The organism is Mesorhizobium sp. ArgA1 (assembly GCF_053714375.1).
On sequence record NZ_JBSKBQ010000003.1, the window covers coordinates 147873 to 171606 of the forward strand.

The 23734-nt window shown below is 61.9% G+C and carries 26 protein-coding genes and 1 tRNA gene; 3 read left to right on the forward strand and 24 right to left on the reverse strand.

The genetic code is table 11. The annotated features are described in order from the left end of the window. Positions 1 to 219: 219 nt before the first annotated feature. Positions 220 to 295, reverse strand: a tRNA-Lys gene (locus tag ACWGTI_RS10480). Between the two features lie 324 nt (positions 296 to 619). On the opposite strand from ACWGTI_RS10480, the gene ACWGTI_RS10485 reads away from it, so the two are divergent. Then, positions 620 to 1069, forward strand: a complete 450-nt coding sequence (locus tag ACWGTI_RS10485; protein ID WP_454587045.1) for a BA14K family protein — start codon at positions 620 to 622, stop codon at positions 1067 to 1069. A 98-nt stretch (positions 1070 to 1167) separates the two neighbouring features. Here ACWGTI_RS10485 and glpK read toward each other — a convergent pair whose 3' ends face one another. The 16 genes from glpK to ACWGTI_RS10565 form a co-directional block, all read right to left on the reverse strand. After that, positions 1168 to 2661 (reverse strand): glycerol kinase GlpK, encoded by a 1494-nt coding sequence (gene glpK, locus ACWGTI_RS10490; protein ID WP_454587046.1) that lies wholly within the window; start codon positions 2659 to 2661, stop codon positions 1168 to 1170. A gap of 85 nt (positions 2662 to 2746) precedes the next feature. Beyond that, positions 2747 to 4474 carry an ABC transporter substrate-binding protein gene (locus ACWGTI_RS10495; protein ID WP_454587047.1) on the reverse strand — a complete coding sequence of 576 codons (1728 nt, stop codon included), beginning with the start codon at positions 4472 to 4474 and terminating at the stop codon, positions 2747 to 2749. A 77-nt stretch (positions 4475 to 4551) separates the two neighbouring features. Further along, positions 4552 to 4839: a DUF2160 domain-containing protein gene (locus tag ACWGTI_RS10500; protein WP_454587048.1), complete on the reverse strand. Its 288-nt coding sequence runs from the start codon at positions 4837 to 4839 to the stop codon at positions 4552 to 4554. A gap of 2 nt (positions 4840 to 4841) precedes the next feature. Continuing rightward, the gene (locus ACWGTI_RS10505) at positions 4842 to 5756 is read right to left on the reverse strand and encodes a carbohydrate ABC transporter permease (protein ID WP_454587049.1); all 915 of its coding nucleotides are present in this window, start codon (positions 5754 to 5756) and stop codon (positions 4842 to 4844) included. Position 5757: 1 nt separating this feature from the next. Then, positions 5758 to 6624: a carbohydrate ABC transporter permease gene (locus ACWGTI_RS10510; RefSeq protein ID WP_454574966.1), complete on the reverse strand. Its 867-nt coding sequence runs from the start codon at positions 6622 to 6624 to the stop codon at positions 5758 to 5760. Beyond that, a complete protein-coding gene (locus tag ACWGTI_RS10515) occupies positions 6625 to 7692 on the reverse strand; it encodes an ABC transporter ATP-binding protein (protein WP_454587050.1) in 1068 nt (355 codons plus the stop codon). A gap of 10 nt (positions 7693 to 7702) precedes the next feature. Further along, positions 7703 to 8782: an ABC transporter ATP-binding protein gene (locus ACWGTI_RS10520; protein WP_454587051.1), complete on the reverse strand. Its 1080-nt coding sequence runs from the start codon at positions 8780 to 8782 to the stop codon at positions 7703 to 7705. Positions 8783 to 8820: 38 nt separating this feature from the next. Beyond that, positions 8821 to 10341 (reverse strand): glycerol-3-phosphate dehydrogenase, encoded by a 1521-nt coding sequence (gene glpD, locus ACWGTI_RS10525; protein ID WP_454587052.1) that lies wholly within the window; start codon positions 10339 to 10341, stop codon positions 8821 to 8823. Between the two features lie 115 nt (positions 10342 to 10456). After that, entirely contained in the window at positions 10457 to 11224 is a 768-nt protein-coding gene (locus ACWGTI_RS10530) for a DeoR/GlpR family DNA-binding transcription regulator (protein ID WP_454587053.1), read from the reverse strand. Between the two features lie 271 nt (positions 11225 to 11495). Then, on the reverse strand, positions 11496 to 12905 hold the full coding sequence (locus ACWGTI_RS10535; RefSeq protein ID WP_454587054.1) for a pyridoxal phosphate-dependent decarboxylase family protein: 1410 nt from the start codon (positions 12903 to 12905) through the stop codon (positions 11496 to 11498). A 71-nt stretch (positions 12906 to 12976) separates the two neighbouring features. Beyond that, on the reverse strand, positions 12977 to 13708 hold the full coding sequence (locus ACWGTI_RS10540; protein WP_454574960.1) for a peptidase: 732 nt from the start codon (positions 13706 to 13708) through the stop codon (positions 12977 to 12979). A gap of 32 nt (positions 13709 to 13740) precedes the next feature. Next, positions 13741 to 14535, reverse strand: a complete 795-nt coding sequence (locus ACWGTI_RS10545) for a transglutaminase family protein (RefSeq protein WP_454587055.1) — start codon at positions 14533 to 14535, stop codon at positions 13741 to 13743. An 85-nt stretch (positions 14536 to 14620) separates the two neighbouring features. Then, positions 14621 to 15562: an alpha-E domain-containing protein gene (locus tag ACWGTI_RS10550; protein ID WP_454587056.1), complete on the reverse strand. Its 942-nt coding sequence runs from the start codon at positions 15560 to 15562 to the stop codon at positions 14621 to 14623. 92 nt (positions 15563 to 15654) lie between these two features. After that, the gene (locus ACWGTI_RS10555; protein ID WP_454587057.1) at positions 15655 to 17067 is read right to left on the reverse strand and encodes a circularly permuted type 2 ATP-grasp protein; all 1413 of its coding nucleotides are present in this window, start codon (positions 17065 to 17067) and stop codon (positions 15655 to 15657) included. Between the two features lie 173 nt (positions 17068 to 17240). Next, complete coding sequence (locus tag ACWGTI_RS10560) at positions 17241 to 17477, reverse strand: Lrp/AsnC ligand binding domain-containing protein (RefSeq protein WP_112561551.1); 237 nt, start codon at positions 17475 to 17477, stop codon at positions 17241 to 17243. A gap of 68 nt (positions 17478 to 17545) precedes the next feature. Beyond that, positions 17546 to 18088 carry a DsbA family protein gene (locus ACWGTI_RS10565; RefSeq protein WP_454587058.1) on the reverse strand — a complete coding sequence of 181 codons (543 nt, stop codon included), beginning with the start codon at positions 18086 to 18088 and terminating at the stop codon, positions 17546 to 17548. A 264-nt stretch (positions 18089 to 18352) separates the two neighbouring features. On the opposite strand from ACWGTI_RS10565, the gene ACWGTI_RS10570 reads away from it, so the two are divergent. After that, positions 18353 to 18781 carry a DUF4864 domain-containing protein gene (locus tag ACWGTI_RS10570; RefSeq protein WP_454574957.1) on the forward strand — a complete coding sequence of 143 codons (429 nt, stop codon included), beginning with the start codon at positions 18353 to 18355 and terminating at the stop codon, positions 18779 to 18781. A gap of 6 nt (positions 18782 to 18787) precedes the next feature. Here the strand turns inward: ACWGTI_RS10570 and tgt are convergent, their stop codons facing one another. The 7 genes from tgt to coaD are packed head-to-tail and all read right to left on the reverse strand — an operon-like array spanning position 18788 to position 23380. Further along, the gene (tgt, locus tag ACWGTI_RS10575) at positions 18788 to 19918 is read right to left on the reverse strand and encodes a tRNA guanosine(34) transglycosylase Tgt (RefSeq protein WP_454587059.1); all 1131 of its coding nucleotides are present in this window, start codon (positions 19916 to 19918) and stop codon (positions 18788 to 18790) included. Further along, on the reverse strand, positions 19911 to 20180 hold the full coding sequence (locus ACWGTI_RS10580) for a hypothetical protein (protein ID WP_454587060.1): 270 nt from the start codon (positions 20178 to 20180) through the stop codon (positions 19911 to 19913). Before ACWGTI_RS10580 ends, tgt begins: the two co-directional genes overlap by 8 nt. Next, on the reverse strand, positions 20170 to 21258 hold the full coding sequence (gene queA, locus ACWGTI_RS10585) for a tRNA preQ1(34) S-adenosylmethionine ribosyltransferase-isomerase QueA (RefSeq protein WP_454587061.1): 1089 nt from the start codon (positions 21256 to 21258) through the stop codon (positions 20170 to 20172). The genes ACWGTI_RS10580 and queA overlap by 11 nt, the downstream gene beginning before the upstream one ends. After that, positions 21258 to 21707, reverse strand: a complete 450-nt coding sequence (locus ACWGTI_RS10590; protein WP_454587062.1) for a DMT family transporter — start codon at positions 21705 to 21707, stop codon at positions 21258 to 21260. The genes queA and ACWGTI_RS10590 overlap by 1 nt, the downstream gene beginning before the upstream one ends. A gap of 12 nt (positions 21708 to 21719) precedes the next feature. Continuing rightward, positions 21720 to 22232 carry a peptidylprolyl isomerase gene (locus ACWGTI_RS10595; RefSeq protein ID WP_454587063.1) on the reverse strand — a complete coding sequence of 171 codons (513 nt, stop codon included), beginning with the start codon at positions 22230 to 22232 and terminating at the stop codon, positions 21720 to 21722. A gap of 43 nt (positions 22233 to 22275) precedes the next feature. Continuing rightward, on the reverse strand, positions 22276 to 22863 hold the full coding sequence (locus ACWGTI_RS10600; protein WP_454587064.1) for a peptidylprolyl isomerase: 588 nt from the start codon (positions 22861 to 22863) through the stop codon (positions 22276 to 22278). A gap of 16 nt (positions 22864 to 22879) precedes the next feature. Then, positions 22880 to 23380, reverse strand: coding sequence for a pantetheine-phosphate adenylyltransferase (coaD, locus tag ACWGTI_RS10605; RefSeq protein WP_454587065.1), 501 nt, complete (start codon positions 23378 to 23380; stop codon positions 22880 to 22882). A gap of 191 nt (positions 23381 to 23571) precedes the next feature. On the opposite strand from coaD, the gene ACWGTI_RS10610 reads away from it, so the two are divergent. After that, positions 23572 to 23718, forward strand: coding sequence for a hypothetical protein (locus ACWGTI_RS10610; RefSeq protein ID WP_352586861.1), 147 nt, complete (start codon positions 23572 to 23574; stop codon positions 23716 to 23718). Positions 23719 to 23734 lie beyond the last annotated feature (16 nt).

Consider the following 23734-nt stretch of genomic DNA (forward strand, 5'->3'; position numbering starts at 1 on the left):
ATGCTTTTGTGCAGCGCCTCCGCTGCCACAAGGAAGCACTCGATTTGAGCCTGTGAAAGCTGTTTGGAAGGCTTGGTTCTTGCCATGATAGCGAACTCCGATTGAGGGGATCGCCACAACGAGGACTATAATCCTACATGCCGGGGCGCGGACACGAAATTTCGCGGACACAGAATTCCGCCCTCACCTCTCACAAGCCGTTGATTTACCTTGGGTTTTTGGTGAGCGCGATGGGATTCGAACCCATGACCTACTGATTAAAAGTCAGTTGCTCTACCGGCTGAGCTACGCGCTCCCGCGGGCTCTAATAGGCCGCCCTCGAAATTGCGCGGAACATAGGGAGAGTGCCGCGACCGGTCAACCGGAAAAAGATGGGTCTTTCACCGAGGTTTCCGCCATCCCCTGACACCCCGCAAATTGCCTTGGCTGGAGCCCGGTGAGCCGCTCCCTCAATAAGGCCACCGCTTCAAAATCTGCAGGCGTGGGAGATGGGTCTTCTTCTGCGATTGACTGGAGAAACATTACAAATCAGCAACTTAATGTTTTGGGGGGAACCATCGCACTGCCGATCCGTTTTCTCCGCACAAGGGACATGAACCACCCATTTCGGGAGAAGGCCATGAACAAGATCATGTCGGGTATGCTGGCGGCCGCGCTGTCAGCGTCGTTCGCAGTGCCGGCGGGCGCTGCCCAGGTGTTGGCCCCGCAGGCGCCGTCGGTATCGTCCGATGTGCAGGCGGTTGACTACAAGCCGTGGATGAAGCGTAACTTCAACGGCACCCCCAATTTCTCGCGCTACAACAATGACGGGCCCTACTGGAACGGCCATCGCGGCTCTCGTCACTATCGCCATGGCTATCGCCGTCACGGCGACTACTGGTTCCCGCTGGCTGCCTTCGCCACCGGCGCCCTGATCACCGGCGCGATCATCAACAGCGAGAACCACCGCGTCTATGAAGGCGATGCGCACGTGCAGTGGTGCTATGACCACTATCGCAGCTACCGCGCCTCGGACAACACCTTCCAGCCGAACTACGGCGGCAGAAAGCAGTGCCGTTCGCCCTACTGACCCCGGCGGGTGAGTAACAGGTGGTAAGTTGAGTGAGCACTAAGTGCGTAGCGAGGCTCGCGCCGTTAAGGTGCGGGCCTTCGTTTTTGTCGAGACCGTCAGGATGCGGTCAGCGTCCTGCGCACCGCATCGCGCCAGCCCGCCAGCTTTGCCGAACGGACAGCGGCATCCATGTCCGGCTTGAAGCGCCGCTCGAGCGCCCAGCTCCTGGCAAAGTCCTTCGCCTTTGGCCACACGCCCGCCTTCGAGCCGGCGAGCCAAGCGGCGCCTAGCGCCGTCGTCTCCAGGATGGTCGGGCGATCGACCGGCGCGTCGAGAATGTCGGCCAGCCGCTGCATGGTCCAGTCGGACGCCACCATGCCGCCATCGACGCGAAGCACAGTTTTCGCTGAAGCCCCCTTCCAATCCTTGCGCATAGCGTCGAGCAGGTCGCGGGTCTGGTAGGCGACGGATTCGAGTGCCGCGCGGGCAAACTCCGCCGGGCCGGAATTGCGCGTCAGTCCGAAGATTGCGCCGCGCGCCTCGGCATCCCAGTGTGGCGCCCCCAGCCCGACGAAAGCCGGCACCAGATAGACGTTCTGCGTAGGATCAGCCTCGGCGGCCAGTTTGCCGCTGTGCTCGGCCTTGCCGATCACCTTGATGCCGTCGCGCAGCCATTGCACCGCGGCCCCGGCGATGAAGATCGAGCCTTCCAGCGCATAGGTGGTCTTGCCGTTCAGGCGGTAGGCGATGGTGGTCAGAAGCCGGTTCTTCGAGCGCACCAGGTCGGCGCCGGTGTTGAGCAGCGCGAAACAGCCGGTGCCATAGGTCGATTTCATCATGCCCGGCTCGAAACAGGCCTGGCCAATGGTCGCTGCGTGCTGGTCACCGGCCACGCCGAGAATGTTTATCTCAGCGCCAAACAGGCTTTTCTCCGTCGCGCCGTAGTCGTCGGCGCAATCCTTCACCTCAGGCAGCATCGCGGCGGGGATGCGCAGGATGGACAGCAGCTCGTCGTCCCAGACATTTTTCGCGATATTGTAGACCAGCGTGCGCGAGGCGTTGGTGGCGTCTGTCGCGTGAACCTTGCCGCCGGTCAGCCGCCAGATCAAAAAACTGTCGATTGTGCCGGCGAGCAATTCGCCCTTCTCGGCGCGCTTTCTCGCACCTTTCACCTTGTCCAGCATCCAGGCGATCTTGGTGCCGGAGAAATAGGGATCGAGCAGCAGGCCGGTCTTTTTGGTGAATGTCTTCTCCAACCCCTGCTTCTTCAATTTCTGGCATAGCGGCGCGGTGCGGCGGTCTTGCCAGACGATGGCATGATGGATCGGCTTGCCGGTCGCCCTCTCCCAGATGACGACGGTTTCGCGCTGGTTGGTGATGCCGATTGCGGCCACGTCGGATGCCTCGCGGCCGGCGTTCTTCAGGGCGCCTTTGACCGTAGCGACGACGCTTGCCCAGATTTCTTCGGGATCGTGCTCGACCCAACCGGAAGCGGGGTAATGCTGGGTGAATTCCTGCTGGTTGCTGCCGGCAACCTTCATCTCGCCGTCGAACAGGATCGCCCTGGTCGAAGTCGTGCCCTGGTCGATGGCAAGGATGTGTCCGGTCATAGGCCCTCCCGGTAATCATACAAACAGGGGAGACGGCAAATTGCCGCCTCCCCGTTTCACTATGGTCTTGGCGCGGGCGCCAAGATTACTTCTGCCAGCTCTTCACCAGTTCGTCGTAGTTGATGGTGACCGGCTTTTCCTTCTCGTTCTCGATCTTGAGCTGAGGTGCGAGATTGCCCTTCTTGACCGCGTCGGCGTTCCAGTAGGCAAGGTCATGCTCTTCGGCCATCTTCGGGCCGATATCGCCCTGGACACCCGACTTCTCGATGCGGCTCATGACCTTTTCCTGCTCGGCGCAGAGCGAGTCCATGGCTTCCTGCGCCGACTTGGCGCCGGACGAGGCATCGCCGATCGCCTGCCACCAGAGCTGTGCCAGCTTCGGATAGTCAGGCACGTTTGTGCCGGTCGGCGACCACTGGACACGGGCCGGCGAGCGGTAGAACTCGATCAGGCCGCCGAGCTTCGGAGCGCGTTCGGTGAAGCTCTTGTCGTGGATCGTGCTCTCGCGGATGAAGGTCAGGCCGACATGGCTCTTCTTCACATCCACCGTCTTCGAGGTCACGAACTGCGCGTAGAGCCAGGCGGCCTTGGCGCGGTCGGTCGGCGTCGACTTCATCAGCGTCCAGGAACCGACGTCCTGATATCCGAGCTTCATGCCGTCCTTCCAGTAGACGCCATGCGGCGACGGGGCCATGCGCCACTTCGGCGTGCCGTCGTCGTTCATCACCGCCTTGGCGCCCGCGTCGACCATCGAAGCGGTGAAGGCGGTGTACCAGAAGATCTGCTGCGCGACCGCACCCTGCGCCGGCACCGGGCCGGATTCGGAGAAGGTCATGCCCTGCGCTTCGGCCGGGGCGTAGGCCTTCAGCCAGTCGAGGTACTTCTGGATCGAGTAGACGGCGGCCGGGCCATTGGTGTCGCCGCCGCGCGCGGTGCAGGAGCCGACAGGACGCGAATTCTCGTCGACCTTGATGCCCCATTCGTCGACCGGCAGGCCGTTCGGAATGCCCTTGTCGCCATTGCCGGCCATCGACAGCCAGGCATCGGTGAACCGCCAGCCGAGCGACGGGTCCTTCTTGCCGTAGTCCATGTGGCCATAGACCTTCTTGCCGTCGATCTCACGGCCGGTGAAGAATTCGGCGATGTCCTCATAGGCCGACCAGTTGACGGGAACGCCGAGGTCGTAGCCGTATTTGGCCTTGAAGTCGGCCTTGTTCTTCTCGTCGTTGAACCAGTCGTAGCGGAACCAGTAGAGGTTCGCGAACTGCTGGTCGGGCAGCTGGTAGAGCTTCTTGTCCGGCGCGGTGGTGAAGGACGTGCCGATGAAGTCCTTCAGGTCGAGGTTCGGGTTGGTGACATCCTTGCCGTCGCCAGCCATCCAGTCGGTCAGGTTGCGGACCTGCTGGTAGCGCCAGTGAGTGCCGATCAGATCGGAATCGTTGACCCAGCCGTCATAAAGGTTCTGGCCGGTCTGCATCTGGGTCTGGATCTTCTCGACGACGTCACCTTCCTGGATGGTGTCGTGCGTCACCTTGATGCCGGTGATGGCGGAGAAGGCCGGCGCCAGCACCTGCGATTCATAGGAGTGGGTGGCGATGGTTTCCGAGACAACCTTGATGTCCATGCCGGCGAAAGGCTTCGCGGCATCGATGAACCACTGCATTTCGGCTTCCTGGTCGGCGCGCGAAAGCGTCGACAGCGGGCCGATTTCCTTGTCCAGGAAGGCCTTGGCCTCATCCATTCCGGCATAGGCATTGCCTGCCCCGAGCAACAGGACAAGCGCGGTCGTAGATGTTAAAAATTGCCGTCGCATAGGTTTCCTCCACATTTAGGTTTCAAGTGCGATCTGGAGCGGCCGCCGGCACGCGGTCGCTCCAACAGTTTCCCCCTCTATACGTAGCGGAACACGCCAATGGCGTAGACCACGGAGAGAGCGAGAGCCCACCACAGGTTGGATCCGACAAGACCCAGCCAAGCGAGATGGATAAAGGCGCTGCCTAGCAGCGAAAGGAAAAGGCGATCGCCGCGCGTCGTCTCGAAGCGCAGCACGCCGACGCGCGGATTGCCGCCCGGCGAGACGAATTCCCAGGCCGCCATGCCGCACAGCAGCAGAAGAATGGTGCCGAAGAACGCCGCCGTCGGCCACGTCCACGCCATCCAGGTGAGATCGAGGTCCATGGTTACACCCTCCCCAGGGCGAAGCCCTTGGCGATGTAGTTGCGGACAAACCAGATGACGAGCGCGCCGGGGATCAGCGTCAGCACGCCGGCGGCGGCGAGCAGGCCCCAGTCCATGCCGGCGGCAGAGACGGTGCGGGTCATGGTGGCGGCGATCGGCTTGGCATCGGTGGTGGTCAGCGTGCGCGCGATCAACAGTTCCACCCATGAGAACATGAAGCAGAAGAAGCAGGCGACGCCGATGCCGCTGGCGATCAGCGGCATGAATATCTTCACGAAGAAGCGCGGGAAGGAGTAGCCGTCAATATAGGCGGTCTCGTCGATCTCTTTCGGCACGCCCGACATGAAACCTTCGAGGATCCACACCGCCAGCGGCACGTTAAACAGGCAGTGCGCCAGGGCAACGGCAATATGCGTGTCGATCAGGCCGAAGGCGGAATAGAGCTGGAAGAACGGCAGCGCGAACACCGCCGGCGGCGCCATGCGGTTGGTCAAAAGCCAGAAGAACAGGTGCTTGTCGCCGAGGAAGCGGTAGCGCGAAAAAGCGTAGGCCGCAGGCAGTGCCGCTGCGACCGAAATCACCATGTTCATCACCACATAGGTGATCGAGTTGATGTAGCCCGAATACCAGGATGCGTCGGTGAAGATGGTGACGTAGTTGGCGATCGTCGGCGAATGCGGATAGAGCGTCAGCGACGAGACGATCTCGGCATTGGTCTTGAAGCTCATATTGATGAGCCAGTAGATCGGCAGCAACAGCACGATGATGTAGACCGTCGGCACGATCCACCACCAGCGCGATTCCTCGCCGCGCTTGCGCATCAGCCGGGCGACCTGCTCCTGCGAGAGCGTGCTCGCCAGTTTGCCCTCGGCTGTCGTCTCGCTCACTCGGTCAGCTCTCTCATTGGCGCCGCTCATCTCAGCGCTCCGCGTCGTAGTTGGTCATCACGGTGTAGAACACCCACGACAACAACAGGATGATCAAGAAGTAGACCAGCGACATCGCCGCCGCCGGACCGAGGTCGAACTGGCCAAGTGCTGTCTTGACGAGGTCGATCGACAGGAAGGTCGTCGAATTGCCGGGGCCGCCGCCAGTGACGACGAAAGGCTCGGTGTAAATCATGAAGCTATCCATGAAGCGCAACAGCACGGCGATCAGCAGCACACGTTGCATCTTCGGCAGCTGGATGTAGCGGAACACCGCCCAACGCGAGGCGCCGTCGATCTTGGCCGCCTGGTAGAAGGCGTCGGGGATCGAAACCAGGCCGGCATAGCAAAGCAGCACGACAAGGCTGGTCCAGTGCCAGACGTCCATGATGATGATGGTGACCCAGGCGTCGTACGGGTCCTGGACGTAATTGTAGTCGATGCCGAGCGCGTTGACGTAGTATCCGAGCAGGCCGATGTCGTTGCGGCCGAAGACCTGCCAGATGGTGCCGACGACGTTCCACGGGATCAAGAGCGGCAGCGCCATCAGCACCAGGCAGACCGGAACGCCCCAGCCTTTCTTCGGCATGTTCAGCGCGATGAAGATGCCGAGCGGCACTTCGATGGCGAGGATGATAAAGGAGAAGATCAGGTTGCGGACCATCGCTTCCCAGAAGCGGTCGGATGACAAGAGCTCCTCGAACCATTCGGTGCCGGCCCAGAAGAACTGATTGTTGCCGAACGTGTCCTGCACCGAATAGTTGACGACCGTCATCAGCGGGATGACGGCCGAGAACGCCACCAGGACCAGCACCGGCAGGACAAGGAACCAGGCCTTGTTGTTCCAGGTCTTTTCCATCTATGCCCCCATCTCGACGCGCCAGGAATCGGCATAGATGTTGATGCCGGCCGGATCGAAGCGCACTTTTGGTTCGGCCGGCACGCTTTCATCCTCGCCGATGACAGCTGCGATCTCGCGGCCTTCGAGACTGGCGCGCACCACCTTGTGGCGGCCGAGATCCTCGACCTTGCTGATCTTCACCGCCATGCCGTCGCGGCCAAGCCGGACATATTCGGGACGGATGCCGAGCTCGATCGCGCCGGCGCCGGTTTTTGGCGCGCCGGGCAGTTCGATGCGCTGGCTGCCGATGGTCGCGGTCTTGCCCTCGATTGCCACCGGCATGACGTTCATGCCGGGCGAACCGATGAAATAACCGACGAAAGTGTGGCGCGGGCGCTCGAACAGTTCGGCCGGCGTGCCGATCTGGACAATGCCGCCATCATACATGACGACGACCTGGTCGGCGAAGGTCAGCGCCTCGGTCTGGTCATGGGTGACATAGACCATGGTGTAGCCGAAGCGGCGGTGAAGCTGCTTCAATTGCGAGCGCAGCACCCACTTCATATGCGGGTCGATGACGGTCAGCGGCTCGTCGAAGAGGATGGCATTGACGTCCGAGCGCACCAGGCCGCGGCCGAGCGAAATCTTCTGCTTCTGGTCGGCGGTCAGGCCCCTCGCCTTCTTCTTGGCCCACGACGCAAGGTCGATCATCTCCAGTGTCTCGCGCACCTTGCGGTCGACGTCGGCCTCCGGCACGCCGCGGTTGCGCAGCGGGAAGGCCAGATTGTCGTAGACGGTCATGGTGTCGTAGATGACCGGGAACTGGAACACCTGCGCAATGTTGCGCTCCTGCGTCGACAGGTTGGTGACGTCCTTGCCGTTGAACAGCAGTTCTCCGTGCGAGGGATGCAAAAGTCCCGAAATGATGTTGAGCAGCGTGGTCTTTCCGCAGCCGGACGGCCCAAGCAGCGCATAGGCGCCGCCATCCTCGAAAGTGTGGTGCACTTCCCTCAGCGCGAAATCGGCATCCTTCTGCGGGTTGGGCAGGTAGGAGTGCCTGACATGGTTGACGTCGATGCGCGCCATCTCTTCCCCCTCAAGCCGCGAGCTTCGGCGCGGCGACGGCACTGCCGTTGCCGTCGAAGACCATGATATGGCGCGGATCGATGAACACGTCGATCTCGGCGTCGGGCTCGAAGTCGAGGATGCCGTGAGTCAGCATGACCCAGCGCGCGTCGGCGAAATCGAGATGGATGAAGCTTTCCGAACCGGTGATCTCGGTGATCGTGACCTTGGCGCGGACCGGCACGGCGACCGCGTCGGGCCGCTCGAGCGACAGATGATGCGGCTGGAAGCCGATTGTGTAATTGGCGTCGGCAATGCCGGCGAGTTGGGTCGGCACCGGCAGCTTGACGCCGCCCTCGAGCAGAAAATCCGGACCCTTCTTGGCCAGCACGATGGTGTTGAGCGGCGGATCGGCAAAGGTCTTTGCCGTCACCAGGTCGATCGGCTTGCGGAAGACATCGATGGTCGGCCCGAACTGAGTGATGCGACCCTCGGACAGTGTTGCCGTATTTCCGCCGAGCAGCAGCGCCTCGTGCGGCTCGGTCGTGGCGTAGACGAAGATGGTGCCGGCGGCGGCAAAAATCTTCGGCAGTTCGGCGCGCAACTCCTCGCGAAGCTTGTAGTCGAGATTGGCGAGCGGCTCGTCGAGCAGCACCAGACTGGCGTTCTTGACGATGGCGCGGGCGAGCGCAGTGCGCTGCTGCTGGCCGCCGGACAGGCTGAGCGGGGTGCGGTCGAGATAGGGCGTCAGCTTGAGGAGCGCTGCCGCGTTGCGGACTTCCTTGTCGATCTTGGCCTGATCGGTGCCGGCCACCCGCAGCGGCGAGGCGATGTTCTCATAGACGGTCATCGCGGGGTAATTGATGAACTGCTGGTAGACCATGGCGATCTTGCGCTGCTGCACCGGCATACCGGTGACATTCTGGCCGTCGAACCAGACCGAGCCGGAGTTCGGCACGTCGAGGCCGGCCATCAGCCGCATCAGGCTGGTCTTGCCGGACAGCGTCGGCCCGAGCAGGACATTGAGCGAGCCATGCTGAAGCGTCAGCGACACGTCGCGGATATGCTCCGCCGCACCGACCGTCTTCGTCACGTTTCTCAGTTCCAGCATAATGCCTCCTCCCAGGCTTTGTGCATCAATCGCCTTCCCTATTCCGCGGCCACGACATGGCGCTGGCTGATGCCGCGCATGAATTCGTCGAGGGCCGAGACCTGCTCGCGGCTGAAATGCAGGCCGCGCTTGGTGCGGCGCCACAATACATCTTCGGCGGTCAGCGCCCATTCGTTTTCGCAGAGGTAGCGCACTTCTGCCTCATACAGATCGGCACCGAAATTGCGGCCGAGCTCGGCATTCGACTTGGCGAGACCGAGCAGCACTTGCGCGCGCGTGCCGTAAAGCCTCGTCAGCCGGCGCGCCAGGCGCTGGTCGAGGAAGGGATAGGCGCTCTTCAGCTTCGCCACCTGCGCGTCGAAACCGGTGGCCGGGAAATCGCCCCCCGGCAGGGACGCGTTCGCCGTCCATGGCCTGCCGCGCTTGCCGAGAAAACCTTCGATCTTTTCCAGCATCGATTCCGCCAACCGGCGATAGGTGGTGATCTTGCCGCCGAAGGCATTGACGATCGGCGCCTTGCCTTCGCCGCCATCGGCCTTCAGCACATAGTCGCGGGTCGCTTCCTGGGCCTTCGAGGCGCCATCGTCGTAGAGCGGGCGCACGGCCGAATAGGTCCAGACGATGTCGGAACGCTTCACTGGCTGGGCAAAATATTCGCTCGCTGCCGCGCAGAGATAGTCGATCTCGGTGTCGCTGATCTTCACGTCGTGGGGATCGCCTGGATAGTCGCGATCGGTGGTGCCGATCAGCGTGAACTCTTCCTCATAGGGAATGGCGAAGATGATGCGCCCGTCCTTGTTTTGGAAGAAGTACGCGCGCGGATCGTCGAACTTCTTCTTGATGACGATATGGCTGCCCTGCACCAGGCGGACATTGTGCACATCGTTCTGGCCCACAGTGGTCGACAGGACGTGGTCGACCCACGGACCGGCGGCATTGACCAGCAGCCGGGCCTTGACCTCCTCGGCCTTCCCGGTCGCCAGGTCTTCCAGCCGGATCGCCCACAGATCGCCTTCGCGCCGCGCCGCGACGACTTTCGTGCGGGTGCGGACGGTGGCGCCGCGGTCGGCGGCATCACGCGCGTTCAACGCCACCAGGCGGGCATCGTTGACCCAGCCATCCGAATATTCGAAGGCCTTGTGAAACAGCGGCTTCAGCGGCTTGCCGGCCGGGTCCTTCGCCATGTCGAGCGTGCGCGTCGCCGGCAGCAATTTGCGGCCACCAATATGATCGTAGAGGAAAAGGCCGAGCCGGATCAGCCAGGCAGGGCGCAAACCCTTGGCATAGGGCAGCACGAAGCGCATCGGCCAGATGATGTGCGGCGCATTCTTCCACAGAACCTCGCGCTCCATCAGCGCCTCGCGCACCAGCCGGAATTCGTAGAATTCGAGATAGCGCAGGCCGCCATGGATCAGCTTGGTCGAGCCCGACGAAGTTCCGCTGGCGAGATCGTTCATCTCGGCCAGAAACACAGAAAAGCCTCGCCCAACGGCGTCGCGGGCAATGCCGCAGCCATTGATGCCGCCACCGATGACGAAGATGTCATGGATTGCGTCCACAAAGCCCTCCCGCGATTTCGCATTGCAGCATTTTTAGGTTTTTACGAAACCGTATCGGGATTATTTCGAAATCAGAACGAATGTCAAACGAAATTTAACGGCGCTGTGATCACACCTATCCGAGCGACGTCTCGATCAGTTGCACCTCTGCCTCTTCGCAGATCCGGCGCACCGACGGGATGTCGCAACGATCGGTGATGAAGGTGTTGACCTGCGACAGATGGCCGATGCGAACCGGTGCGGTGCGTTCGAACTTGGTCTGGTCGGAAACCAGGATGACATGTCTGGCATTGGCAATGATGGCCTGCGCCACTTTCACTTCACGAAAGTCGAAGTCGAGCAGCGCGCCGTCATGGTCGATCGCTGAGGCGCCGATGACGGCGTAGTCGACCTTGAACTGCCTGATAAAGTCGACCGCCGCTTCGCCGACCACGCCGCCGTCGGAGCCGCGAACGACACCGCCGGCGATCACCACCTCGATCGAAGGATAAATGCGCATCCTGTTGGCAACATTGATGTTATTGGTGATGACCATGAGCCCGGCATGGTCGAGCAGCGCCTTGCTGACCGCCTCGGTCGTGGTGCCGATATTGATGAAGAGCGAAGCGTTGTCCGGGATCAGCCTGGCTGCCGCGCGGCCGATCGCCTCTTTCTCCTCGGCCGCGATCTTGCGGCGCGCCTCATACTCCATGTTCTCGATGCCGGACGGGAACAACGCCCCGCCATGGATGCGCGACAGCAGCCGCTGGTCGCAGAGATCGTTGAGATCCTTGCGGATGGTCTGCGGCGTCACGTTGAAATGCGTGGCCAGGTCTTCAACCAGCACGCGGCCATGGTCTTTCGCCATCTGGATGATTTCGGCATGACGTGGCGACAAATACACTGAGAGAACCTCCCGTTTTCGTTTTTCTTGTTTGTAGCTGAAAACGAAAGCAATGAAAAGGCAGACGCCGGCTAATGAAATATTGATGATTGTAAAGGCGAACCGGGCAGATACAGCTCAGACCCGTTCAGACACCTTGCGGGCAACGGTAGCGACCTTGCCCGGCGAGCGGATCATTCAGATTTCTGGCTCGCCTCTTCGCCTTGCCGGTCATATGCTTGCTCGCAATTCCCTGCTGGCCACCTCGGCGACGGCAACCGGGCAATTCCCGTCAGTCCCTCAGGGATCTTGCACAATCGCAAATGACAGTGAAGGCGATATCGACGTCCGCCGCAGTGGTCTCGAATTGTCCTACCTGGAAACGAATGGCGACCTGTCCATCGCCCCGCGTCTGCGTCAGATAAAGGCGGCCGTCATCATTGATGGCATTGACCAGGCGCAGATTGTGTTCGTCGGCATCGCCGGCGGCCTTATGACGGAACGAGAACAGCGACAGCATCGGTTCGGTGACAATCTCGAAATCCGGCTCGCTTGCCAGCCGGGCGGCAAGCCCTTCGCTCCAGGCGACGTGGTTTCGGATCATGGTGCGCAACGCCTCCAGCCCATGCGCGCGCAGCAGGAACCACAGTTTCAGCGCCCGGAAGCGGCGGCCGAGCGGCACCGACCATTCGGAATAATTGATGATGCCGTCACGGCCGTGCGTCTTCAGGAATTCGGGCTTGATCGCCAGCGTTCGGACCAGATCCTCCGGCTGGCGGATGAACTGCATCGAGCAGTCGAACTGCGCGCCGAGCCATTTGTGCGGGTTGAAGACGATGGAATCGGCCTGCTCGGCGCCGGCCCAGAAATGCCGATACTCCGGGCAGATCATTGCCGATCCGGCCCAGGCGGCATCGACATGGAGATAGAGCCCGTGGCGCTTGGCCACCGCGGCGACTTCAGCGACATTGTCGGTGCCGCCGGTGCTGGTGCCGCCGACGCTGGCGATGATGCCGGCGGGCAGCATGCCGGCTTCGCGGTCGGCGACGATTGCCGCCTCGAGTGCCGCCGGGTCCATGGCGCGAAAGCGACCGGCGACCGGAATGCGGACCAGATTGTCCTCGCCGATACCAGACACCCAGATCGCACGGTCGATCGAGGTGTGGACCTGATCGGAGGAGTAGATGCGCACCCGCTTCTGCCCGGTCAGGCCGTGTTTGTTGCCCTGCCAGTCGAGTGCCCGCTCGCGCATGGTCAGCACTGCCGCCAGCGTCGCCGACGAGGCCGAGTCCTGGATGACGCCGGAAAAGCCTTCGGGCAGGCCGAGCGCCTGGCGCATCCAGTCGACGATGCGGGTTTCGAGCTCGGTGGCGGCCGGCGAGGTCTGCCACAGCATGCATTGCGCGGCCATCGCGGAGACCAGATATTCGGCCACCACCGAGACCGGTGCTGCATTGGCCGGGAAATAGGCGAAGAAGCGCGGATGCTGCCAGTGCGTCATGCCGGGCACGATCTTCTCTTCGAAATCGGCAAAAATCCTGTCCATCGGTTCAGCCGCTTCTGGCGGCGAAGCCTCGATGTTGCGAAAAATATCGCCGGGCTCGACCAGCGGCCGCACCGGTCTTTCGCGCAGCGAGGAGCGGTAATCGACGCCCCAATCCGCGGCGCGTCTCGACCATTGGCGGAAATCATCGTTGTTCATTCGGGTCCCCAGATTTGGGCCAACATCATCGGCCGCGGCAGCAAGCGCCTGCCGGCTAGCCGTGGTCATTTCTATCCCGGGAAATCAGGCAGGCTGGCAAAGGCGGCCTTCAGCGCATTCGACCAACCGTCCGAGATGGTGCGGTAGTACTGGTCGTCCTGGCCGATGCGCTTCTTCAGTCCGACCTTGAACGTGTCCTTCTCCAGGAAAAGCAAGTCCAGAGGCAGGCCGACGGACAGGTTCGATTTCAGCGTCGAATCGAACGAGACCAGCAAGAGCTTGACCGTTTCGGCCAGGCTCATCGTCCTTTCATAGGCGCGGATGATGATCGGCTTGCCGTATTTGGTCTCGCCGATCTGGAAGAACGGCGTGTCGTCGGTGGATTCGATGAAATTGCCCTCGGGATAGATCATGAACAGCCGCGGCGGGCTGCCCTTGATCTGACCGCCGAGGATGAAGGACGCATTGAAATAGGAATCCGCCTTCTCGCCGGCTGGCGACGAACTGGCGATGACTTCCTTGACGGTGTCGCCGACCAGCCGCACGGTCTGGTACATTGAGGGGGTTTCGAGCAGAGTCGCATGGCGATCCTCCACCGCCTTGGTGCGCTCGTCGAGCAGGCTGACAACGGCCTGCGTCGTTGCCAGATTGCCGGCTGACATCAAAACGATCACGCGCTCGCCCGGCTCTTCCCAGACATGCATCTTCTTGAAGGTCGAGATCGAATCCATGCCGGCATTGGTGCGCGTGTCCGACATGAACACAAGCCCACGATCGATCTTGAGGCCGACGCAATAAGTCATGGAATCACTTCAGGCAGCAATCTTGCCGAGAACTACTGCTCTACCGTGACGGTGACCGCAAGCTGTTCCTCCGCCTGTCCCAGTCGAATTCCCGACACCGGGGAGGCGTCGCGATAATCGCGACCGGTGGCCACCCTTACATAGCGCTCATCAGGGGAAATGCCATTGGCGGCGTCGAAGGCGACCCAACCGAGACCCTGGACGTGGGCTTCGGCCCAGGCATGGCTCGCCGCCTGTTCGATGGCCGCATCCATCATCAGATAGCCGCTGACATAGCGGGCCGGGAAGCCCATGGCGCGGGCGGCGGCGACAAATATGTGGCTGTGGTCCTGGCAGACGCCGGTTTTCAGCGCCAACGCATCTTCCGCCGGGGTCGTCACGCTGGTGGTGCCCGGCGTATAGGCGACGCGCTCGACGATCAGCGCCATCAGCCGATGCAGCCTTTCGATGTCGGTGCCTTTGCCGACCGCCGCGGCAAGCTCGCGGATGCCCTCGCCGGGAACGGTCAAAGCGGTCTCCTGGCTGAACAGCCAGAGCGGCGCGAAACCGTGATGCGGGCCGGAAACACCCGCTGTGTCGCGCGTGACAACCTCGCCGGAGGCCTCGACAGTGATGAAGTCGCGCTCGCCCTCGACGCTCAACAGCCTGTTGTCGTTGCCGAAATGGTCGTTGAAGCGCACTTCCTCGCGCGCACCTTCGATCTTCAGCGCCCAGGACAAGACCGTCTGCGTCGGGCCGCTGACCGGCAACAGCCGCAACCGTTGCAGCAGATAGTGCACCGGCGCATCGTAGCGGTATTCGGTCCGATGGGTGATTTTCAGCCGCATGCTTATTTTCCGTTTGTGAGCATGATCTTGTCCGAAAACCGGCACCCACTTTTCGCTGTCGCGGTCCTCCGGTTCGGGGTCATGCTCAGTTGAACCGGTAATCTTGTGCGATCTCGTCACCGAGCTTGGTGTTGTCCTGGATGAACCCGGCCAGGAATTCATGCAGGCCGGCGTCGAATATGTCCTTGATCGATCCTGCCCTCAGCATCGCCTGTGTCCTGTCGACGGTAGCGTGGCAGGCATGGCGTTCGCCATAGTCGTCGCCGAGGAATTTCAGGTGCTCGGCGAGAAAACGATAGCAGAAGGTCAGCGAGCGCGGCATGCGGACATTGAGGATCAGATAGTCGGCGATGTTGGTCGGTTTGTAGTCGGCCTCATAGACCCAGCGATAGGAACGATGCGCCGAGACCGAGCGCAGGATCGATTCCCACTGATAATTGTCGAGGCTCGAACCGACCCAGGAAATCGACGGCAACAGCACGTAGTATTTGACGTCGAGGATGCGCGCCGTGTTGTCGGCGCGCTCGACATAGGTGCCGAGCTGCGAGAAATCGAAAATCTCGTTGCGCAGCATGGTGCCGTAGAAGGAGCCGCGGATCAGCGCCGTCTCGCGCTTGATGGCGTCGAGCACGCTGGGCAGGTCGCGCTCGTCGATGGGTTTGGCCAGCATCCGCTTGAGCGCCATCCAGGCCTCGTTGATGCTCTCCCAGGTCTCGCGCGTCAGCGCGGTTCGCACCATGCGGGCATTGTTGCGGGCGGTCTCGATCGCCGACATCGTGCTCGACGGGTTCGAGGTGTCGCGCAACAGGAAGTCGGCGACATTGGCGGCGGTATAATCCTGGTATTTCTGCGTGAAGGCGACATCGGAGCCGGCACTGAGCAACACCGAATTCCACTCTTCCGAAGCATTCTGGGTGCGGGTCAGCGCCATGCGCAGCCCGGCATCGACCAGACGCGCCATGTTTTCCGCCCGCTCGATATAGCGGTTCATCCAGTAGAGCCCGTTGGCGGTGCGGCCGAGAAGCATGTCAATGTGCCCCGATGTCGAGCGAATAGCGAATAGCGAGTAGCGAATAGGGAAGAATGCTTTTCATTATTGGTGCGTCCCCCTGCCCAAGCTCAGTCATCGAGTACCCACGTATCCTTCGTCCCGCCGCCCTGCGAGGAATTGACCACCAGCGACCCCTCCTTCAGCGCCACCCGCGTCAACCCGCCGGGCACAATCTGGATGCGGTCGGAGACCAGCACATAAGGCCGCAAGTCGACATGGCGCGGCGACAGGCCTTTTTCAGTCAGGATCGGGCAGGTCGACAGCGCCAGCGTCGGCTGGGCAATGTAGTTCGACGGTTTTGCCGCGAGTTTCTTGGCGAAATCCTGGCATTCCTTCTTGGTCGCCGCCGGCCCGACAAGCATGCCGTAGCCGCCGGAGCCGTGGACTTCCTTGATCACCAGCTCGTCGATATGTTCGAGCACGTATTTCAGGCTGTCGGCTTCCGAGCAGCGCCAGGTCGGGATGTTGCCGAGGATGGCCTTGCGGCCGGTGTAGAATTCGACGATCTCGGGCATGTAGGAATAGATCGCCTTGTCGTCGGCGATGCCGGTGCCCGGCGCATTGGCGATGGTGATGTTGCCGGCGCGGTAGACATCCATGATGCCGGGCACGCCAAGGGCCGAGTCGGGCCTAAAGGTCAGCGGGTCGAGGAACGAATCGTCGACACGCCGGTAAAGCACGTCGATCTGCTTGTAGCCTTCGGTCGTGCGCATGGCGACATGGCCGTCGACGACGCGCAGGTCCTGGCCTTCGACCAGCTGCACGCCCATCTGGTCAGCCAGGAAGGCATGTTCGAAATAGGCGGAGTTGAAGCTGCCCGGCGTCAGCACGGCAATGGTCGGCGCGCCCTTGGTGCTTTGCGGCCGGACCGCGGCCAGCGACTGGCGCAAGAGCTGCGGATAGTTCTCCACCGGCCGCACCTTGATCTGCTGGAACAGCTCGGGGAAGAGCTGCATCATCGTCTCGCGGTTCTCCAGCATGTAGGAGACGCCCGACGGCGTGCGCGCATTGTCCTCCAGCACATAGAACTCGTTCTCAGAGATGCGCACGATATCGACACCGATGATGTGGGTGTAGACGCCGGCCGGCGGCCTGACCCCGATCATTTCCGGCAGGAATGCCTCGTTCCTGGCGATGAGCTCCCTGGGCACACGGCCGGCGCGCAGGATCTCCTGGCGATGGTAGATGTCGTCGAGGAAAGCGTTCAGCGCCTGCACGCGCTGCTCTATGCCTTGCGTCAGCCTTCGCCACTCATTGCCCGAGATGATGCGCGGAACGATATCGAAAGGGATCAGCCGCTCGGAGGCTTCCTGCTCGCCATAGACGGCAAAGGTAATGCCGGTCTTGCGGAAGACGCGCTCGGCATCCTGCATCTTTTCGGTAAGCCTGGCCGGGTCCTGCTCCTTCAGCCAGCGGTCGTAAGCCGTATATGGTTTTCTCAATCCGGAAACTTCCGGAAGCATTTCATCGAACGCTGCCAATCGCATACTCCCCTGTGAGACCATTTCACTGGCCTCGACGGAGAAAATCAAGCGCAATCGGCGATTTGGAGAATGCCGGTGATCAGTATGTCGCAACTGCCCAAAATTCAGGCAGTCGAAACCGGCGCGTAATCAGGCTTTGCCTCGTCGCCGGGCAAGTGCCTGATGTGGCTTTAGAAAGCGCGGAAAGTGACGACCGTGAAGGTGTCCTTGATTCCGGGAAGATGCTGCACCTTCTCGTTGACGAAGTGGCCGACATCTTCCTCGTCGTCGACATAGAATTTGGCGAGCAGGTCGTAATTGCCGGCGGTCGAGTAGATTTCCGAGGCGATCTCGGCATCGGCGAGCGCGCTGGCAACCTCATAGGACTTGCCCAGGTCGCACTTTATCTGCACGAAAAACGTCTTCATTGCCGGTCCCGATCAAGCTTCCGCAAACAAGCGGCCGTTGTGGCAGACTGCCGCCCGGCTTTCAAGCATCAGGCCGAACGTGCCTTGGCAACAGCCTGCCTGAGTTCGGACACCGGCAAGCCGCGCCGATAGAGGCTGCCGCCGATGACCAGAGCCGGCGTGCCGCGCAGCTTGAAAGCCGTCGCCTGGCTGTCGGTGCGCAAAAGCGCGGCGTCAATGTCGGGCTCTCGGACGGCGAGATCGGCCCGCACCATCGCCACATCGACGCCGACCGAAGCCAGGATATCGTTGGTGCGGCGTTCGGAGAGCCCGCGCTGGTTGGTCATCAGCGCATCGACCGCGGCGGCATAATGTTCGCCGCTCAGCAGAGCCACACGCGCCGCATCGCGCGAGACGTCGCCGAAGATCGGCCAGTCCTTCATCACCAGCCGGATGCCGCGGCCCTCTTCCATCAGCTTCTTCAACTCGACGAAGACGAGTTTGCAGATCGGGCGCTGATAGTCGACGAATTCAGCGATGGTGACGTCGCCATCGGGATTGCCGAGCGCTGGAATGGCCGGATCGAAGGCGATTTCAGTGACAGTCGGCCCGGTGGCTGCCCAAGCGGGCAAGGGAGCCAGAGCTGCAAAGCTAGCCGCGCCTTTCAGAAAAAGGCGCCGGTCAATCGGCTCTCCAGACATGGTTCGTCCCTGGTTGCGCGAACGGGTCCCCACCAGTCCCCTACAATGCGCGCCCCGCCTTAAAGGATGCTTAAGCATGATCTTGCGGCCCTTGCGTAGCGAATATTTGCGGTTGCTGAAACCGTGAGGCCACGCCAAGCGTATGGTACAATGCGTCCTGGGACAGGTTTTGTTGGGGGACAATGGAGACAGGCCATGCGCCGCATCGCATTCGCAGTCGTTTCGTTGCTGTTCGCGTCAGTCCTGCTCGTCTCGGCAGTCCGCGCCGGTGACGCCGAAGTCAAAGCCGGCCAGGCCGTCATCGATGGTCAGTTGAAGGCGCTCATCGCCAATGACGGCGCCAAGGCGTACAGCTTCGCTGCTCCAAACGTGAAGCAGATTTTCCCGACCGTCGACGCCTTCATGAACATGGTGACCAACGGCTACGCGCCGGTGCGTCAGCCACAAAGCTATTCCTTCGGCAAGGTCGAGCAGACCGGCCCCGGTTCGATCATCCAGCAGGTGCTGATCGTCGGGCCTGACGGCAAGGATTATGAGGCGGTCTATACACTCCAGCAGCAGCCTGATGGCAGCTTTCAGATCACCGGCTGCAGCTTGCGGGCGTCAAATTCACTGAGCACCTAACCCCGCTCAGATGGCCGGAATATCGCCCCTCGTCCATCCCTCGGAAATCTCGGCCGTGCGCGCCTCAAAAGCCTGCGCTTCGATGGCGGCGCGAATATCCTGCATCAGCTTCTGATAGTAGGACAAGTTGTTCCAGGTCAAAAGCATCGCCCCCAACGCCTCCTGCGAGCGCACGAGATGATGCAGATAGGCGCGGGAATAGTCCCGCGCTGCCGGGCAGTCGCTCTCCTCGTCGAGCGGGCGCGGATCGTCAGCGTGGCGGGCATTCCTGAGATTGACCTTGCCGCGCCTGGTGTAGGCGAGGCCGTGGCGGCCGGCGCGGGTCGGCATGACGCAGTCGAACATGTCGATGCCGCGCGCTACCGATTTCACGATGTCGTCCGGCGTGCCGACGCCCATGAGATATCTAGGCTTGTTGTCAGGCAGTTCCGGACAGGTGATCTCGAGCATCTCCAGCATCACCGCCTGCGGCTCGCCGACGGCGAGGCCGCCGACGGCATAGCCCTTCAGCTCCATAGCGCTCAGTGCCTGGGCCGAGCGCATCCTGAGTGCTGCGTTGTCGCCACCCTGGACGATGCCGAACATCGCCTTGCCCGGCTGGTCGCCGAACGCCGTCTTGCAGCGCTCGGCCCAGCGCAGCGACAGCTCCATGGCACGCTCGATTTCCTTCAACTCGGCCGGCAGCGCCGTGCATTCGTCGAGCTGCATCTGGATGTCGGAATCGAGCAGTCCCTGAATCTCGATCGAGCGCTCCGGTGACATCTCGTAGGCAGCACCGTCAATATGGGAGCGGAAAGTGACGCCCTTTTCGGTCAGTTTCCGCAGCTTCGACAGCGACATCACCTGAAAGCCGCCGCTGTCGGTCAAGATCGGTTGCGGCCAACGGGCGAACTCATGCAGACCGCCAAGCCGCGCCACGCGCTCGGCGCCGGGCCGCAGCATCAGATGGTAGGTGTTGCCAAGGATAATGTCGGCGCCGACGCCGCGCACCTGGTCCATATACATGGCCTTGACCGTGCCACCGGTGCCGACAGGCATGAAGGCCGGCGTGCGGATTTCGCCGCGCGGCATGTTGATGACGCCGCGCCGTGCCTTGCCGTCGGTTGCGAGGACCTTGAAAGTAAACGGCTTAGCCATTGAATTCCTTGTCATGGACAGGTGCGTCTGGCGCCTGTCTGTCGAGCGACTGGCGGTACTGAATGCAGCCGCGCATGAATTTTGGCCACGGCGGAACGGCAATCGATGTGTCGGTCTTTTCCGGCAGCAGATCCCAGAGATCGGGATGGTGCCAGCAGAGATCATGGCCCGTCGTGTCGCGGTGCGCGCGGATGCCGGCACGCAATTTCTTCACTTCGGCAATCAGGCTTTCTCGGTCAAAGGCTTGCAGGTCATCGTCCATCGCTCATCTCCGCTCGATACAGCAGGCTTGCATCTCCGTAGGAATAGAATCTGTAGCTGTTCCCGATGGCATGCGCATAGGCAGCGCGCATTGTATCGAGGCCGCTGAAGGCTGAAACCAGCATGAACAGCGTCGAGCGCGGCAGATGGAAATTGGTCATCAGCAGGTCGGCGGTGCGAAAGCGATAGCCGGGCGTGATGAAGATGTCGGTCGGGCCGGACCATGCGGCCAGGGTACCGTCCTCACGCGCCGCGCTCTCCAGGAGGCGCAACGAGGTGGTGCCGACGGCGATGATGCGCCCGCCCCTCGCCCTGGCGGCATTGAGCGCCTCGGCTGTTGCCTGGCTGACTGAGCCGGTCTCGGCATGCATCTTGTGGTCGGCGGTATCGTCCGCCTTGACCGGCAGGAAGGTGCCGGCGCCGACATGCAAGGTGACGAAGCGGCGTTCGATGCCTTTGGCGTCAAGCGAGGCAAACAGCTCTGGCGTGAAATGCAGCCCGGCGGTGGGCGCTGCGACAGCGCCTTCCTCCTTGGCATAGATGGTCTGGTAGTCGGTGAGGTCGCGCGCGTCGTCATCGCGCTTGGAGGCAATATAGGGCGGCAACGGGATGTGGCCGACGGCGCGCAGCGCTTCGTCGAGAAACGGGCCGGACAGGTCGAAGCCAAGCAGCGCCTCACCGGCCTCGCCCTTCTCGATGACCGTTGCGTCGAGTTGGCCGAGGAAGCAGGAATTGCCGTCATGGCCAAAATGAATGCGGTCGCCGGCGGCGATGCGCTTGCCCGGCCGCATGAAGGCCAGCCAGCGGTCCGGCGTCATGCGCATGTGAAGCGTGGCTTCGACCTGCGCCTGCGCTTCGCCGCGCCGCCTGATGCCTTTCAACTGCGCCGGGATCACCTTGGTGTCGTTGAAGACCAGCACGTCGCCGGCCCTGAGCAAGGACGGCAAGTCGCGCACCGAACGGTCCGAAAGGTCTTCACCCGGCCTGACCACCAGCATTTTTGCGCTGTCGCGAGGCTCCGCCGGGCGAAGCGCGATGCGCTCCTCCGGCAGGTCGAAGTCGAAGAGGTCGACGCGCATCAGTAAAGCCGGACGAGCAGCGCTCCGACCAAGAGCAGCACCGCGCCGGCGACGCGGCCGAGCGATATCTCGCGCACCGCCACGCCGAGGAAGCCGACGCGGTCGATCAGCATGCCGGCCAGCAGCTGACCGGCAACCAGGAACGCCATCAGGGCGGCCGCCCCGATGCGCGGCGTCAAGATGGTCGATAGCGTGACATAGAAGCCGCCGAGCATGCCGCCGGCGACGAACAGCCAGGGCGCCGGCGCCTTCCAGTCGAGCGAGATGGCCTGCAGCCGTACGACCGCAACAGAGATGATACCAAGCACGATCGCACCCGACAGGAACGAAAACGCAGCCGCCGCGACCGGGAGACCCAGGCCGCGCGCCAGCTGCGAATTGATCGGCGCCTGAATGGCGATGAACGCGCCGGACAGGATGCCGAGCAGCGACCAGACCACGCCCATCATCGTTATCAGCCCTTACTTGACGTCGGCCGCAACCTTCAGCGACACGATCTTGTCGGGATCGACCACCGGCTCGCCGCGCTTGATCTTGTCGACATTGTCCATGCCTTCGATGACCTGGCCCCAGACCGTGTACTGGCGGTTGAGGAAGGCGGCATCGTCGAAGCAGATGAAGAACTGCGAGTTGGCCGAGTTCGGGTTCTGCGAACGCGCCATCGAGCAGGTGCCGCGGCCGTGGTTGGCGTTGGAGAACTCGGCCTTCAGGTCCGGCTTTTCCGACCCGCCCATGCCCGCGCGGGAGGGGGCAAAAGTCGGCTTCGACGAATTGCCGAACTTGACGTCGCCGGTCTGCGCCATGAAGCCTTCGATGACGCGGTGGAAGACCACGCCGTCATAGGCGCCTTCGCGCGCCAGTTCCTTGATGCGGGCGACGTGGCCGGGGGCCAGTTCGGGGAGCAGTTCGATGACGACCTTGCCCTTGGTCGTTTCCATGATGAGCGCGTTCTCGCGGTCCTTGATCTCAGCCATGTCGGATATCCTTTATCTCAGAAAAACAGATTGATTTGACAGATTACTTGTCGGCCGCGATGCGGACCTTGATCATGCGGTCGGGGTCGCCGACCGTGCCATTGTCGGCCTCATCGCCCTTCTTGATGTGATCGACCAGTTCCATGCCGCTGACGACATTGCCGACGATGGTGTACTGACCGTCGAGGTTCGGCGCCGGCGCGAACATGATGAAGAACTGCGAATTGGCGGAGTTCGGATCCTGCGAGCGGGCCATGCCGAGCGTGCCACGCTTGTAATGCTCACTCTGCGAGAATTCTGCGGGCAGATCAGGCAGCTCGGAGCCGCCGGTGCCGACGGCCTCGGGGCTGAACCCCTTCTTCATGTTGCCGAACTTGACGTCGCCGGTTTGCGCCATGAAGCCGTCGATAACGCGGTGGAAGGCGACATTGTCGTAAGCGCCTTCGCGCACCAGCTTCTTGATCTGGGCAACATGCTTGGGCGCCAGATCGGGCCGCAGCGCGATGGTGACGTCGCCATCCTTCAACGTGATGATCATGGTGTTTTCCGCCTCGGCGGCATAGCCCGACACCGATGCGGTGACGAGACCGGCAAGCACGACGAGGAACGAGGCGAGCTTCTTCAGCTGCATAGGGATCTCCGAACGATTATTTCTTGAATTTTGCGGTGAGCGCGCCGGCAACCGCGGCCGGCACGAAGGGACGGATGTCGCCGCCCATCGAAGCTATCTGGCGCACAAGTGTGGCGGTAATGGTTCTGACTGATGGGCTGGCGGGCAGAAAAACCGTCTGCAGCTCCGGCGCCATGGTCTCGTTCATACCGGCCATCTGCATCTCGTAGTCGAGGTCGGTGCCGTCGCGCAGGCCGCGGATCATGATCGAGGCGCCGTGCTTGCGGGCGGCATCGATGACCAGCCCGTCGAAGGCGACGACCTTGATGCGACCGCCGTCACGGCCGAATTCGGCCTTCGTCGCAGCCTCGATCAGCTGCACTCGTTCCTCGAAGGAAAACAGCGGCGTCTTGCCGGGATGGGTGCCGATCGCCGCATAAACCGTGTCGGCGACAGCCAATGATGCCTTCAGGACGTCGAGGTGTCCGTTGGTCAGCGGGTCGAAGGAGCCGGCATACAGGGCGGTGCGTTCGGTCATGGCAGGCTTCTAGCGGGGCATTGGACGGAAGGCAAATGCGATTGGGAACATCTGCGTGAACCTTTTCGCAGACATGAACGACAGATGAATGCCTTGATCACGAAGACTTCACGCAGCGTTCGCTAGTTTGCACTTCAGAAGATGAAACCAAAACCCCATCTAACCGTTGTAAGGCGCAGGAGAACACGCACATGCTGATCTACATGCTCGCCACCGCAATGACCGTCGCCATGCTGATCGCAACCGCATTCGGGCTGCATCAGGAGGCAGAGCGCATCCGTGTCCGGACCAAGCGCTTCGAAGGCTTCGGCGCCCGCTGGCCCCACCGTCACCACTGATTTTATTGCTATTTCT